The sequence below is a fragment of the Chitinimonas violaceus genome (assembly GCF_052601015.1).
Genome location: NZ_JBQXDJ010000087.1, coordinates 1 through 12,534 on the forward strand (window position 1 = coordinate 1; position 12,534 = coordinate 12,534).

The following is a 12,534-nucleotide window of genomic DNA, read 5'->3' on the forward strand; positions in this document are numbered from 1 at the left end:
GGGGCTATGCCGCCAAGGATTGGAAGACGGCCATGAACCAATTCGCTATTCTTTACGCGGATCGGTTTATTCGATCATCCGTGTGAATCTCAAACCCGCCTTGAACACGGAAATCCTGACACCCCCCTGAATGATGCAGCTTTAGCGGTTATTTTTGAAGTCATCGACAAGCACCCCACCCATTTATTTACTTATCAGGGGAAGCCAATTATCCAAGCGAATACGAAGGCTTGGCGTCTTGCTTTACAGCGAGCAGGCATCTCGAACTTCCGTTGGCATGACTTAAGGCATGTCTCCGCCTCGTGGTTAGTCCAAGCGGGTACCCCCACCCGGGCGGTACAGGAATATTTCGGATGGACGTCACCAGCCATGGTGCAGCGCTATGCACACCTGGCTCCGGAGCATCTGGCTCCTTACGCAGCAAAGCTAGATGGCAAACTAATGCCACACCCAAAAAAAATAGCCACCTAAGAAGGTGGCTAAGTATTTGAAGTAACTGGTGCCGACTGCCGGAATCGAACTGGCGACCTGCTGATTACAAGTCAGTTGCGGATTTGTTTAAATTCAACAAGATATGCTGCTTTCTGCTTCGCAACCTATCCTAAACAACCCATTTCAAGCCTAGTATCTACGTGGCTTAACCTGCTATTGCGAAGCAAAATCTAGGCTTCTTTTGAGGCAAGTTCTGGTTACTGTCACTGCCTTTGTCCGCTTCATCGAAAAGCAATCAACCGGACAAGCCATACCCAAAAGAGCGTGCCAAGACCTAAACAGACCGTCATCCAGATTGCTATATAGCGTGCAGCCTTGGTTCGTATGGCCAAATCCTCTGGCTGGGCTGGGCGAACGTGGTAGGGGTTGGGTTCATTTGATGCTGCCGGCAGCCATTCCGTGGGCAATTTGACGCGGCGACGGATGAGCATACGGAATACGTTCATTAAGAATGCCGGCGCAAAGGCAACCATCATAAAGCTGACCCAATGGTTGAATTGGGGGAAACCATTCCTGTAACGCAAATCCGCCATCAAGCCTTGCCGCTCATGGAATTCCCAGTAAGGCCCTTCGTCGAGCATCCGAGCCTCAAAACCCCCAGCAGGCGATAGTTCAACCTCTGGCAGGCTTTCTGGCTTGTCTTCCATATAGCGGCGGATAAATTCCCACATCGCATGACAATTTGCCCAGCCCCAGGTATGGCCCGTACTTACCATCAAGCCATGCCCTTTTTTCTGCTTTTGTCCTTTAGGGAGGCTTTCGTCTCGTTCTACTAAAGCTAAATAGTATTGCCGTTGTGCACCCGCTGCGAGCATCACACTATGCATTAAAACTGGCTTAACCTTTTTCCACTCTAAAGCAATGGGTTTACCTTTGTGGGAACCGATCACCATGCCCAGACGTCGATTGAATATAACGGTGCTAGGTGTTGGAAGCAGTATTGCCAAATACATTATATAGACACTAAAGCAAAGTCCTGCACTTATTGCAATAAGTGCAAATAAGAGGATGAACCACATAACTCCGCCTGGATTTCCGCCAATAGCACTTTCACTCGAAAATAGAATTTTTGCTGCAACAAAGGTCATGTATGGTAAAAAAATGAGCCCGAGCACCTGAGTAAGCAGTCCTAAACCAATCATAAAACTGCCTTGCGGTTGCCCATCAAATACTAAAGCCTCGCTATCCATTCTGGTTATCACCCCATTACCTGCATTGGGTGCTTCTTTTACCGGCAATTCCACTTCATCACATAAGCCAGTAAGTTTTAAAGGCGCAGGTCGTTTCACTTTAGTTGCATCAATACTCATGCCTGATTCTCCACCACAAACTCAGGCCAAGTTTTCTTGTCTGGTTGATATGTCACAGATACGTTCAAATTATCAAAATAAGCCACGTCGGTTACATCTTTAGCTACCGACCCCACACGAATAAACTGCTTGCCGCGTTGGTCAGGATCGCGGAACAAATCCTGCGGAGGGAGCCGCAAGGTCATTTCCCCCTCAATCAATAGTTGTTTATCCTGAACCTTGCCATCGGCCGAACTAACCGGTGCAGCGTGGCTATCGTACTTTTCGACTTGTTCTTCGCCATTAATTTTGAACAGGCTGGATTTTAATACTCGCGTCGTACCCAGCGTATCTTTAGCAGAAAGCTGCACGCGAATAGCCGAATGTTTCGCAAAATACGGCACGCTGATGGTATAGAAGCCTTTTAATATGCCAGCTTGCCAGCTAATTCTCATCTTGATACTGACAACGTAAATGGCATTTCTAAACGCCGTTATTTCCTCTTTACCATCGCGGTAAGCAGATTTACTGTCGGTTCGTATGCGCTTGCCATATCGACAACGATCCACCCATTTTTCTAACTCAGTATCGGTGTTTTCTGCGGCAGAATATCCAGTTGCCATTGCAGCCATTGCTAGTAATAAACCAATTCCAACCGCAATCGGAATCCCTACCCCAGTAGCACCAAATGCTGCAGCAATTCCTGCAAGACCAATAAATATCGCAGAACCACCTGTCAACAGACTGCTAAAAAACGTGAATTCAGCCGCATCCTTATCACCGTCTTTCGATAGTTTCTCTGACTGTTTCCAAAGGTAATAGGCATCCACCAGCCCGCAAGCCAAACCCAGCCCTGCTGCCATGCCACTTAATACTCGTATTCGCAGTGTCTCTACGCCGGCTTGCTTAATCAACTCATTGGCTGCCTTGATCTCCATTGTGACGGCGATACCAGTTAGCGCCGCTGTACCGACGCTGGCGAACCCGCTTTCCAACGCCAGGGCGTCCGCATCCTTCCCTTTCTTCAACTCGTCGGTAAGCTGGTTCCAGGTGTTGTAGAAGCTATAGAGCGTCAAGAAACCGGTCCCGGCCGAGAACGCCCTATCCATCTTGGCAATGCCCACCTTTCTTTCCAGATCGGTCAGCGGGTTGATTTTGAGGTCAGCGGATAGAGTCAGGTCATCCGGTTCCAGCTTGAGCCGACGCAGCAGCTTTTCCATTTCCTTATCGGGCGCTTGGCCTGGCTGCAATTTTTGTGCAACCCAAAGGCTGAAATTCATTACCCCATCACGCCCCGACAAATCCACCATCAAGGGGCCATCCATATTGGAAACGGTTTTCCGCAACTCTTCGCCGTTCAGCTTGTTAGGATCAATGCGCTTGCCGCCACCGCCTGGTAGCACATTGCCCTGCACTAGCGGGATACGTGCCGACGGCTTGCCGATATAAGCGTCCTGCACCCAGCGCACATATTGGTGTACGCGGGCTGTCATCGTCTTAGGTAGCACTACGATGTCGCCACGGCTGGCCAGGATGGTTGCCATGCGTGCAGCAGTCTGGTGGTACTTCTTCAGGCCCGAGCCGTCCTTGCCACGCAGCCAGATCAATTGGGCGGCGAGCGTTACAGCAATCTTTTCAGTCGCGACGGCATAGGCCCGCTGCTGGGCGCGTTGGCTGTTTGCAGCATGCAAGACATCGTGCAGATGCGCGAACCACTCGCGTTCCTTAAAAATGTCTTTGGAGCCCTTGGTTAAATCAAACGTCTTGTCGATCTTCTCCACCGCAAGGAAGGCCAGCACCGACTTGTCAGCCGCCGTAGCCGCCTGCCAAAGCAGATTGGTTGGGTCTTTGGGGTCTTTATCAAACCAGGGCTGCCAGACTTTCTCCCGTTCCTGCATGGTGACGCCTGAGCCCGCTGTACACAGCACGAAGCAGTTTTCCAGGGCCAGGCCGCTGGCCACATTGGAAGGGTCGAAGTCGGACGCAAACAGGTCGGTAAGGCGGGGCGCGGTAATCCACACCACATAGTCACTCGAACAAGTGTCGATCCGCTTGGCCAGGTCGCGTTTGGCCTGCAGCTTCTTCAGGACCGGATCAAGTTTGCTGTTATCGATGTGCTTGGCGTAGCGCTCCCAAGGGTTATCCTTGGCCGCCTGCATGCTTTTGCGTATGTCTTCGACAATGCCGGCAATCAGTAAATCATCCCGGTCTTTGGCCGACAGGTTCTTATCGATCAATAGGACCTGTTCGGTGATGTCATTGCGGGCGCTATTCAGGGTGGCGGTAATGCCTACCGGATCATGCAGGGCCATAATCAAGCCTGGCTTGGCGAGTTTGCCGCTCATAGCCAGCATGGCGGCGGCCAGGTTCTCTGCGTCGCCGCTACGATCAATAACGGGGTTTGCTGCAGGCAGGCGCTTATTCAGCATCTGCACCGCTGATGGCTTGTAGTCTGCAATCCATTGCTTCATGGCCGCCGCGCTGGCCACCTCGGCGTGCTCGAATGCGCTACCGTCCACAGCGCCAATCTTCTGCATCCGCTTCTCAGGAGCGTTAGCGTGCGCTGCCCTCACGGCTTTGGTCCAGTGATGGCGGCTATAGGCAATCCATACCGGCCCGGTCAATTTGTCCGGGCGATCAATGCAAATGGCTTCGACGCCGCTGTGCGGGTTTTCGGTCTGGGTCTGGCAACGGGTGACGTCGGACTGTGCCGGCAAGGTAGCGGGCATGTCCTCTATCATCAGGTCCGGGTAGTAACGGGGGTAGCCGGCTACGTCGATCAAGTACCCTTTCCATACCTTATTCGGGTAGAGCAGATAGATATAGCCAGGGTCCAGCCTGCGCAGATAGTAGCGGTTTTCCTTCAACGCTTTGTCCGTGACGCCAGGCCCGAAATGGCCACCCAATGGCGGAAGCGCTGTATCTTCTTTCGGCGCGGCAGCATAGATCACCGGGAGTATGGCCAGCCCTTTGCGCTGGCAGCGGTTACAGGGATCACTCATAGATTGGATTCGCCATCATGGTCATGTGCATCAATGAACGGTGGCGCGTGCTTGCCCGCCGCCTTTGCGCAGTTCTTCTTTGAAGGATTCATCCCATGCCTGGGTGATGTCCGTAAAACTTGTGTCGTCGCTGGCCTTGGCCGCTTCCAGCGCAGCGCGTACCTTGGGGTGGCCATCAAACTCCGGATGGTAGGCCAGCGCAAAATAGGCGAAATGCAGCACGTCGGATTCGCTGGCCAGCCCCCAGGTTAACGCCTGGTTGGCCACGCGCTCGAGCGCGCCTTGGTCGGGTCGTTCGTTCAGTCCCCATGCGGGTACAAGCTGCGCCATCCGGTTTGCCCAACCCAAGGCCGTCAACGCCCGCCATTGCGGCGCATCCAATACCCAACGGTGGGCAGCATCCGGCCCGCCTGTTCTCACCAACCCGCCTTTGCCTAGCGACACCAGGTGTTGCGGACCATTGGCTTGCGGTACAAACGCCCACCAGGCAGCTGCCCCGATATCCGCCAACATGCTGGACATCTCCCCCTCGCCGAGCACACGCGGCAGGTGGGCGGTAATACGTGGGTCCCAATAACGGAATGACACGGCATGTACTTGCGGCATAGACAGTGTGGCGCGGCGTGCCAGCGCCGATGCGAGGTCAGTAATCGTTTGACCAGGTGCACCCTCTATCCAGGCGCATAGGCTGCGCGGACTGCCATCGGGCAGGTCATATACGCCTTGCGCTTCCTCCAACCCAAGACGCAGGCTGTGATTCAGCACTTTTTCATTCAGCGCGGCGCTATGAATGTCCAGCAGATAGGGGCGTCGATTCGGCGGTATCGCCTGAATAGGAATTGACTGTTTCGGCAGTGCAGCGGCTTCGGCCATCGTGGCCAGCGGGTCGTGCAGCGCGGGATCAACCAACAAAAACAGGGGGTGGGCATCAATTAATGACTTGATCGCGGCATTCAGTGATTGGATGAGTGCGGTTGGATGGGCTTGCATTGCGGTGGTCATGGTGGCTCACTTATCCGGCAACGAAGGGACCGCCAGCACCGGCTGCTGCGCCGAGTTTCTGTGCACAGCCCTTGATCTGGCTGGTTGGCATTTTCTCGGCCTGGTGGCTGGCTGCGGCTGGGCCTTCCCAGATTTTCTGGCTGGCTTGCATCTTCAGGCCATTCGGCACATACAGCGTAATATTGCCGTCCTTCAGCTCCATACCGGCACCTTGTGCGGTGAGCTTGAGTACGGTCGGGCTGGCAATCAGTGCATCGGCATTGGTACTGGCTGTAATCGCCTTCTTGGCGTTCAGGTTGGCTTTATCCTTTTGCGCCTGCACGATGGCTTGCCCGCTGGCTGCCAACAGGCGGATGCCTTGGGTTTGCTCGGGCTGCTTGCCGTCTGGCTTAGCGCCGCCTGCAAATACGCGCAGCCCTTCCTGTGCGGTAATGCCCAAAGTGACCTGTGCGCCAATCTGCAAGTCACGGCCGATCATTGCCAGGTGCTCATTGGCATTGAGGCTGAATTGCCCTGCCGTCAGCCAGCCTATGCCTTGTGGTGCGCTGTGTATCTGATTCGGCCGGGTCCAGGCCGGTGCACCTTGTTTGGCAACGGCCAGGCTGTCTTGCAGCGACTTCAGGTGTTCCTCTACCGGATGCTTGCCGGCTTCCTTCTCTTCCGGTAATTGCGCACTGTGCTTGCCTGCCCGTTCCAGGATCGCGTTTAAGCGGTCGCGCTGCTGCGTGAGTGTCTGTTCGGCTTCCTGGCTATCCATCTGGCCGCCGTTGGCATTCGGGCGCACCTGGGCGGATATCAGCAAGCCTTGCCCTGCGCGAACTGCGGCATGCCCTCGGGTATCCAGGCTGGCACCGTGGCCACGCGATTCACGGCGCGCATTGTCTTGATGGTGGCGAGCTTGGCCAAGCTGTAACCAGGTGTATGCCTGGGTAGTGCCCAGCTCGGCGCGGGGATGTTCGGGGTGGTCGTCAAAGACCAGTTGATTAAAGCCGCCTACCTGCTTGTCGCTCTGTCCGTATTGGCTTTGGCTGATGGCTTGGGTCTTGATACCGCTCAGGCAATCGGGGTGGGCGTGCTCATTGGCGTCACCGGCAAACCAGAATGCGGCGTTGGCAGTAATGCGGCCATCATTGCCTGCTTGTTCGTTGTGCTGCGCATCGCTGTTGCCGGTACCGTTGTAGGCTGCGCCGACAACGATAGGCCTGTCGATGTCGCCATCCAGGAAGTTAACCAGCACCTCCTGGCCGATCCGTGGCACAAAGGCGCTGCCCCAGTTTGGGCCTGCTGCCGTTGCACCGACACGCACCCAGGCCCAGGCGCGTTCATTAGCGGGGGCGTTATCGTCGCCGGTGGCATGGGTCTGTCGGTTGTGGGCGCTGCTGCCACGCTGCCAGTGAAACTGCACTTTGACGCGGTGGTTGCGGTCGGTATCGATGGGCAGACCGCCCAAGCCGACCACTGTTGCGGTCTGTATGCCTTGTACGGTGGGCTTGCTGTGATAGCTGCCTGTAATGGGGGAAGGCGCAAAGGGCGTATCAACAGACTCACCCACACCAATAGCGGCACGCGCATACAGGCAGACGGCGTGATTCAGGTAGTGCTCGGGGAAATCTTCCCCTTCCTTGTCGAGACTGAACTCTCTGTTCAAGGTAGCTTTAAAGTCGGCGCTCAGGTTGTTGCGGCCCTGATGATGGACTGACAACACCCTGAACCGGGCATCCTTGGGGTAGCGATGGTGTTGGCTCAACTCGAACACCTGGCCGGGCGCAAGACTGCGTACCGTGCCCCCCGCATAGATATGCCGTCCTTGTGTCTGGTAGGCGGCAAGCAGGTTCAAGGCGCGGCGCTCGCCATCTTCAGCACCTGCCCAACCGTAGTGGCTGATGTGGTCGTCCAGTTCAAGCTTGGGCCCGTGGTTCTGTATCGGCACGCTGGCCTCTACAGCCTGGTTGCTTAGCGTGCGGTCGTCGTAACTGAGCAAGCGCACTTTGCCAGGAATGACCTGGCGTTGTTCCTGCCATTCTTGAAAGGTATCGCGCCCACCAGGTCCGGCACCCAAAGCGCCCGCCATGGCGGCCAGGCCGTCGCCGCCCTCGACGGCCGAGGCACGATGAAAACGCAACGGGGATTCAGGATTGTTGGCGCACGCAGCATCAAGCCCTAGCCGGTCGCTGATAATCAGCGTGTGCCGGCCTAGGCTGGCGCTACTGGTATCGCCTTCATGCTCAAACCAGCACACCAAGCCCTCGTCTTCGATCAAGCGGCGGACAAAGTGCCAATCGGTTTCCCGGTATTGGGCCAGCAAGCTGCGCTTGGGGTATTTGTCGGCTAAGGCCAGTTTCCAGGCCGGCGCAAGCGCGCCTTGGCTTTGGTAGTCACTGAACAGGCTGTCCAGTATCTCGGCAACGGTCTTGTCCTGAAATACCCAGCTATCACGCCGTTGGCGTAGAAAGCTTAGCCAAGGTTCCACCACCAGCCGATAACGCGCCAGGCCGCCATTGCTGCCTAATGCCTGGGCGGCGCTGACATGGCCATGAACAGGACGCAATGCGGTTCGGCTGCTACTGGTCTGCACTTCCAGCAAGACGGGTGCACCGAGCAGACTATTCAGGTCCAAACCACTCTTGGCGCTCAGCGCGGTGACTTCAAACCGATAGCCACATAGGAGGCTGCTGTCGTTTACCGCCTGGCTATCTCGCAGCGTCGACAGCAACGGCATATGGCCTAGCTGTACATTGGGCTTGGCCGCTTGCGCCGCCACCGAAGAACCAACAGGAAAATGCTTGGGATTTGGGAGCAGCACATTGCCTTTGGGCAAGGGTGCGCCAATGATTTGCTCGATACCGTCAACACGTTCCACCAACAAAGCATCCGGGCCAAGCTTGGTATGCAGCCGGTAAAGGCGCTCGGTGCTTTGCCATTGGTTTTGTTGGTCGAGGAATTGGGCAAGTAAGGCAGTAGACGACATGGCGAAGCGCCTCCGGGCCAGACGTGTTTGTTATTTTGAGGGGGGCATGATGCCGCACGGGGTAGACAACATGAAAGGCAAAATCACCTAATAGTTGCCTACGCCGACAAAATTACAAACCCGATGCGGATGCGCACTGGGGTTTTTCACCTATAGCGCTGTACTGAGGCAACATGCAATAGCATTAACGCCGGCCCCGCTTTGCCCACCAAGTAGGCTGGTGCAAACTTCGCAGTAGGCCGTTTTGATCAGAAATTGGCGTGCCCGTTACTGTTTCAAATATCGTATTAAAGCGTTCGCGCTAGCCAAGTTCGCGCGTAGAGGAAAACCTCGTTTTAAGAAATGTCTGTTCCTAACCCAAGGCGGGCCCAGTGTGATACCTCCAACGTCTACCGTTGGTAAGAATGGAAGTGACTAAGACTCAATTGATGGGTACAGCCAATCCAAGACAATCGTCGCACAGGCGGCACCCGCAATCTGAGCGGCAATAAACCCCAGAGCATCGGCAGGATGGATACCGGCAAACGTATTACTTGCGGCGCGAGCAAGGGTGACAGCTGGGTTAGCAAATGATGTGGAGGCGGTAAACCAATATGCGGCCGTTATGTACGCAGACACCGCAAAAGGGGTGACTGTAGGGCGGCTACGCGTACAACCGATAATGACGGCGAGCAGGCCGAAGGTGGCTACAAACTCACTCCACCATTGCGCGGTACCCGTCCTAATGTGTTGGGATGCAGAGAAGAGTGGTTCGCCAAACATTAAGTGCGCAGCGGCTACACCGGCAAATGCATTCGCGATCTGAACCAATATGTAGGGCAGTACATCGCCCCAGCGGGTGTTGCCTAACCAAGCATCCGACAGTGTGACGGCAGGATTAAAATGCGCCCCGGAGATTGGGCCAAAAGTCAGGATCAAGGCAATTAGCCCGGCACCTGTAGCCAGTGCATTGGCGAGCAAAGCCAGACCAACATTACCGCCCGCCAATCGCTCGCCCATGATCCCGGAACCGACCACGGTTGCCAGCAAGAAGGCTGTGCCCAAGCCTTCTGCTACCAATCGACGACTGAGCGTCATACGGGCGAATCTCCGATTACTTGTAATTCCCGCTTGATGGCTGTTTTGTCGAGCTGATCGAGAGGCAGATCCATTAACAACTGAACTCGACCCATGATTTGACGGAATACCTTATTGAAGGCCCCGCGCTTTACCTCGTCACTGCCTTCTACGGCTGCCGGGTCTTCAAAACCCCAATGTGCGGAAATGGGTTTACCAAGCCACACCGGACAAGCCTCTCCCGCTGCGTTGTCACACACCGTAATGATGAAATCCATTTGTGGCGCGTCAGGCTGCGCAAACTCATCCCAGCTCTTGCTACGTAAGTTACCAGCGGCGTATTTCGTCGTAGCAATCTGCTCAATAGCAAATGGATTAACCTTCCCGGTCGGTTGACTGCCTGCGCTGTAAGCTCGGAAGCGGCCGTTACCCATTGTATTGATAAGGGCTTCGGCCATGATGCTTCGCGCCGAGTTACCAGTACAGAGTACAAGGACGTTGTAGGTTTTATCAGCCATGGTATTTTACTTCCGAGGATCAGCAACAAACGCCAGTAGTCTTGGATTTACCGGTTGGTACACAGCAAGGAGATGCGTTGTCTAACTTGGCCATTGGGATGCAACAGTCGGATGCGGTAGGCGAAGCTTCTTGATGGCTTCCAAAAACCGGAATGGTGTCCAGCGTATGGAAAGTCTCCCAAGCTATGCCTTGTGGGTCGTTGACCCAATACTTATCTGACTTGGCATAACAACAAGCTGCGCCGGTTTCTTCGGTCAAATTGGATGCTAACTCTTGAAGACGATGATGCATTTCAGCCAGCTCATCTGCTGACTCAACCTGTATACCAAGATGATTTAGCCCAGCTTCGACACCTCTTTGAGAGATTGCAAAGTTCATTCGAGGGTCTTCTAGCATCCACTTCGCGTAATCGGCTTTGCTGACGGTTGGTGCGGTAGCGAACATTGCAGAGTAGAAGTCGATGCTCTTAGCCAAGTTATCGACGGAAACATGTACATGTAGGCGTTTCATGATGACCTCTCTTCTGTGACGGTACAGGTTGGGGTACAGGTGGGTGCGCAGGGATTGCCTCCACAACAGTTCTCGGTAAGGAAGGCGAGCAGTGCATTCATCGTCTCGAAGTTGGCTGTGTAAATGACATAGCGTCCTTCTTGACGCGAAATTGTCATGTCGGCGTGCGTTAGCTCCTTCATGTGGAAAGAAATTGAAGAGGGGGCAATTCCCGTGGCTTCAGCAATCTTCCCAGCAGGTAGGCCCCCAGGCCCGGCTTGTACCAAGATGCGAAAGATAGCGAGGCGGGACTCTTGTGCTAAGGCTGCTAGCGCGGTGACAACATTGCTTGTTTTCATATTTCTATTATTATTGAAATGATGAATAAAGCAAGTGAATTTCAGCTATATTTCAGATTGACAGGTAACGGCCATTGCTGCGTGAACACCCGTTACGTACCTGAGTGGCCACCTCGTACCTAGTGGGGAGAGACATATGGACACTTACGAAAGCCCAATGATCTTGTTAGTGATCGTGCTGACCGGATTGGTCCTGGCGTGGTTGTTTCGACGCTTTCTCACTGAAACATGGTGGTACTTCAGTGGCAAGCCCTTCGGCAGGCTGTTAGAAGATGTCACCCGTTGGCATGCGGAACGACAAATTCCCTTTTCCAAAGGCGAAATTGATGCTCTTTACGAGCGAGTCAGCCAAGCCAAGGATAAGAGCGCCGAATGCAATATGATACGGCGCGAGTTAGGATTGTTATGATTAGCTGAAATGTGATTGCGGCAATCTAGTAAATCCCCCTACTGGATAACACTTTGCTGTCTTATCCAAGCCTGCAGGTCCGTCAGTTGTCGGGCATTGTCCTGGCTGGCGGCGTAGTTTTCGGTGACGGTAACAAGGGCGTCATCGCTTGTAAGCTTGCTGGCGGCCGCATCAACGCCGCGGGCGGCATCGGGAATGACGGACAGTGCAGCGGCGTCGTGCTGCTGCACCCACTCACGATCCAGGCGACACACAGTATGTTCAGGATTCGCCACATAGCGGATGACCTCCTTTTCAATCGTTTGATAAATCACGCGGTCGCGTGCCCTGCCTGCTTCATGGGCTAAGGCAACTTGTTGGCTGATAGCAGCTTGCCGGCGTTCAACCAGACTCACGCGTTGTTGATTGGCCAACTGATTTCCAGCCTGGCTAGCCTGCTCATCGATGCGCCCACGAACATACGCAGATCCACCGATCACCAACGCCAGGCCACACAAGGCGATCAAGCGGTACGGCCAGGGAAGTAAGGTATTGATCATGGCTGTACAACAGCCGTGGCCACCTCGCCCCCAGCAGCCTGATACGTCGCAAGGAGCTTGGCCAAGCTGTGCTCAGGCTGCCCATAACCGGCACCGGGCAAGCTGGCCCAGATGTTCTTGACGCGCTCGAGCGCGGTTTGAATCTGGCCAGCCTGGATCAAGGGCAATGCGCCACGTTCGCGGATTTGCTGAATCGCGATGCGATCCTGATTGGTCGGGCTGAAGTCTCGTAAGCCCAGTTGCTTGCGGTAAGCATCGTAGTATCGCGCCAGCAGTTGATAGCGTGTTTGCGCTGATTGAATATTGACCCACCCTGCCGATTGAATATTGACCCAGTGATGGTTGCCGCCGTTTGACCGGCGACTGTGCATAACTATATCTCTACGGGCTAGTCTCACCCGTGGATTTTC

At 54.7% G+C, this 12,534-nt stretch carries 12 protein-coding genes; 2 read left to right on the forward strand and 10 right to left on the reverse strand.

Going from position 1 to position 12,534, the window contains the following annotated elements:
- Positions 1 to 126: 126 nt before the first annotated feature.
- On the forward strand, positions 127 to 471 hold the full coding sequence (locus ACUHMQ_RS18615; RefSeq protein WP_445296968.1) for a tyrosine-type recombinase/integrase: 345 nt from the start codon (positions 127 to 129) through the stop codon (positions 469 to 471).
- Positions 472 to 713: 242 nt separating this feature from the next.
- Here the strand turns inward: ACUHMQ_RS18615 and ACUHMQ_RS18620 are convergent, their stop codons facing one another.
- From ACUHMQ_RS18620 to ACUHMQ_RS18655, 8 genes are all read right to left on the reverse strand, one after another.
- On the reverse strand, positions 714 to 1,802 hold the full coding sequence (locus ACUHMQ_RS18620) for a hypothetical protein (protein ID WP_445296957.1): 1,089 nt from the start codon (positions 1,800 to 1,802) through the stop codon (positions 714 to 716).
- On the reverse strand, positions 1,799 to 4,783 hold the full coding sequence (locus tag ACUHMQ_RS18625) for a T6SS effector BTH_I2691 family protein (RefSeq protein ID WP_445296958.1): 2,985 nt from the start codon (positions 4,781 to 4,783) through the stop codon (positions 1,799 to 1,801). The genes ACUHMQ_RS18620 and ACUHMQ_RS18625 overlap by 4 nt, the downstream gene beginning before the upstream one ends.
- Before the next feature lie 30 nt (positions 4,784 to 4,813).
- The gene (locus tag ACUHMQ_RS18630; protein WP_445296959.1) at positions 4,814 to 5,785 is read right to left on the reverse strand and encodes a DUF4123 domain-containing protein; all 972 of its coding nucleotides are present in this window, start codon (positions 5,783 to 5,785) and stop codon (positions 4,814 to 4,816) included.
- A gap of 10 nt (positions 5,786 to 5,795) precedes the next feature.
- Positions 5,796 to 8,753: a type VI secretion system Vgr family protein gene (locus ACUHMQ_RS18635; RefSeq protein WP_445296960.1), complete on the reverse strand. Its 2,958-nt coding sequence runs from the start codon at positions 8,751 to 8,753 to the stop codon at positions 5,796 to 5,798.
- A gap of 414 nt (positions 8,754 to 9,167) precedes the next feature.
- Positions 9,168 to 9,830 (reverse strand): aquaporin, encoded by a 663-nt coding sequence (locus ACUHMQ_RS18640; protein ID WP_445296961.1) that lies wholly within the window; start codon positions 9,828 to 9,830, stop codon positions 9,168 to 9,170.
- Positions 9,827 to 10,327 (reverse strand): arsenate reductase ArsC, encoded by a 501-nt coding sequence (locus ACUHMQ_RS18645; RefSeq protein WP_445296962.1) that lies wholly within the window; start codon positions 10,325 to 10,327, stop codon positions 9,827 to 9,829. Before ACUHMQ_RS18645 ends, ACUHMQ_RS18640 begins: the two co-directional genes overlap by 4 nt.
- A 19-nt stretch (positions 10,328 to 10,346) precedes the next feature.
- Complete coding sequence (locus tag ACUHMQ_RS18650; protein WP_445296963.1) at positions 10,347 to 10,838, reverse strand: ArsI/CadI family heavy metal resistance metalloenzyme; 492 nt, start codon at positions 10,836 to 10,838, stop codon at positions 10,347 to 10,349.
- Positions 10,835 to 11,176, reverse strand: coding sequence for an ArsR/SmtB family transcription factor (locus ACUHMQ_RS18655; protein ID WP_445296964.1), 342 nt, complete (start codon positions 11,174 to 11,176; stop codon positions 10,835 to 10,837). The genes ACUHMQ_RS18650 and ACUHMQ_RS18655 overlap by 4 nt, the downstream gene beginning before the upstream one ends.
- A gap of 136 nt (positions 11,177 to 11,312) precedes the next feature.
- On the opposite strand from ACUHMQ_RS18655, the gene ACUHMQ_RS18660 reads away from it, so the two are divergent.
- Positions 11,313 to 11,585 (forward strand): hypothetical protein, encoded by a 273-nt coding sequence (locus ACUHMQ_RS18660; protein ID WP_445296965.1) that lies wholly within the window; start codon positions 11,313 to 11,315, stop codon positions 11,583 to 11,585.
- A gap of 38 nt (positions 11,586 to 11,623) precedes the next feature.
- Here the strand turns inward: ACUHMQ_RS18660 and ACUHMQ_RS18665 are convergent, their stop codons facing one another.
- Together ACUHMQ_RS18665 and ACUHMQ_RS18670 are read right to left on the reverse strand one after the other, a co-directional pair.
- Positions 11,624 to 12,124, reverse strand: coding sequence for a hypothetical protein (locus ACUHMQ_RS18665; RefSeq protein ID WP_445296966.1), 501 nt, complete (start codon positions 12,122 to 12,124; stop codon positions 11,624 to 11,626).
- On the reverse strand, positions 12,121 to 12,534 hold a 414-nt coding region (locus tag ACUHMQ_RS18670), incomplete at its 5' end, for a glycoside hydrolase family 24 protein (RefSeq protein WP_445296967.1). The genes ACUHMQ_RS18670 and ACUHMQ_RS18665, both read right to left, overlap by 4 nt.

Coding starts and splice junctions, on each gene's coding strand:
- ACUHMQ_RS18620 (WP_445296957.1), bottom strand. CDS start 1,802: ATGAGTATTGATGCAACTAAAGTGAAACGACCTGCGCCTTTAAAACTT.
- ACUHMQ_RS18625 (WP_445296958.1), bottom strand. CDS start 4,783: ATGAGTGATCCCTGTAACCGCTGCCAGCGCAAAGGGCTGGCCATACTC.
- ACUHMQ_RS18630 (WP_445296959.1), bottom strand. CDS start 5,785: ATGACCACCGCAATGCAAGCCCATCCAACCGCACTCATCCAATCACTG.
- ACUHMQ_RS18635 (WP_445296960.1), bottom strand. CDS start 8,753: ATGTCGTCTACTGCCTTACTTGCCCAATTCCTCGACCAACAAAACCAA.
- ACUHMQ_RS18640 (WP_445296961.1), bottom strand. CDS start 9,830: ATGACGCTCAGTCGTCGATTGGTAGCAGAAGGCTTGGGCACAGCCTTC.
- ACUHMQ_RS18645 (WP_445296962.1), bottom strand. CDS start 10,327: ATGGCTGATAAAACCTACAACGTCCTTGTACTCTGTACTGGTAACTCG.
- ACUHMQ_RS18650 (WP_445296963.1), bottom strand. CDS start 10,838: ATGAAACGCCTACATGTACATGTTTCCGTCGATAACTTGGCTAAGAGC.
- ACUHMQ_RS18655 (WP_445296964.1), bottom strand. CDS start 11,176: ATGAAAACAAGCAATGTTGTCACCGCGCTAGCAGCCTTAGCACAAGAG.
- ACUHMQ_RS18660 (WP_445296965.1), top strand. CDS start 11,313: ATGGACACTTACGAAAGCCCAATGATCTTGTTAGTGATCGTGCTGACC.
- ACUHMQ_RS18665 (WP_445296966.1), bottom strand. CDS start 12,124: ATGATCAATACCTTACTTCCCTGGCCGTACCGCTTGATCGCCTTGTGT.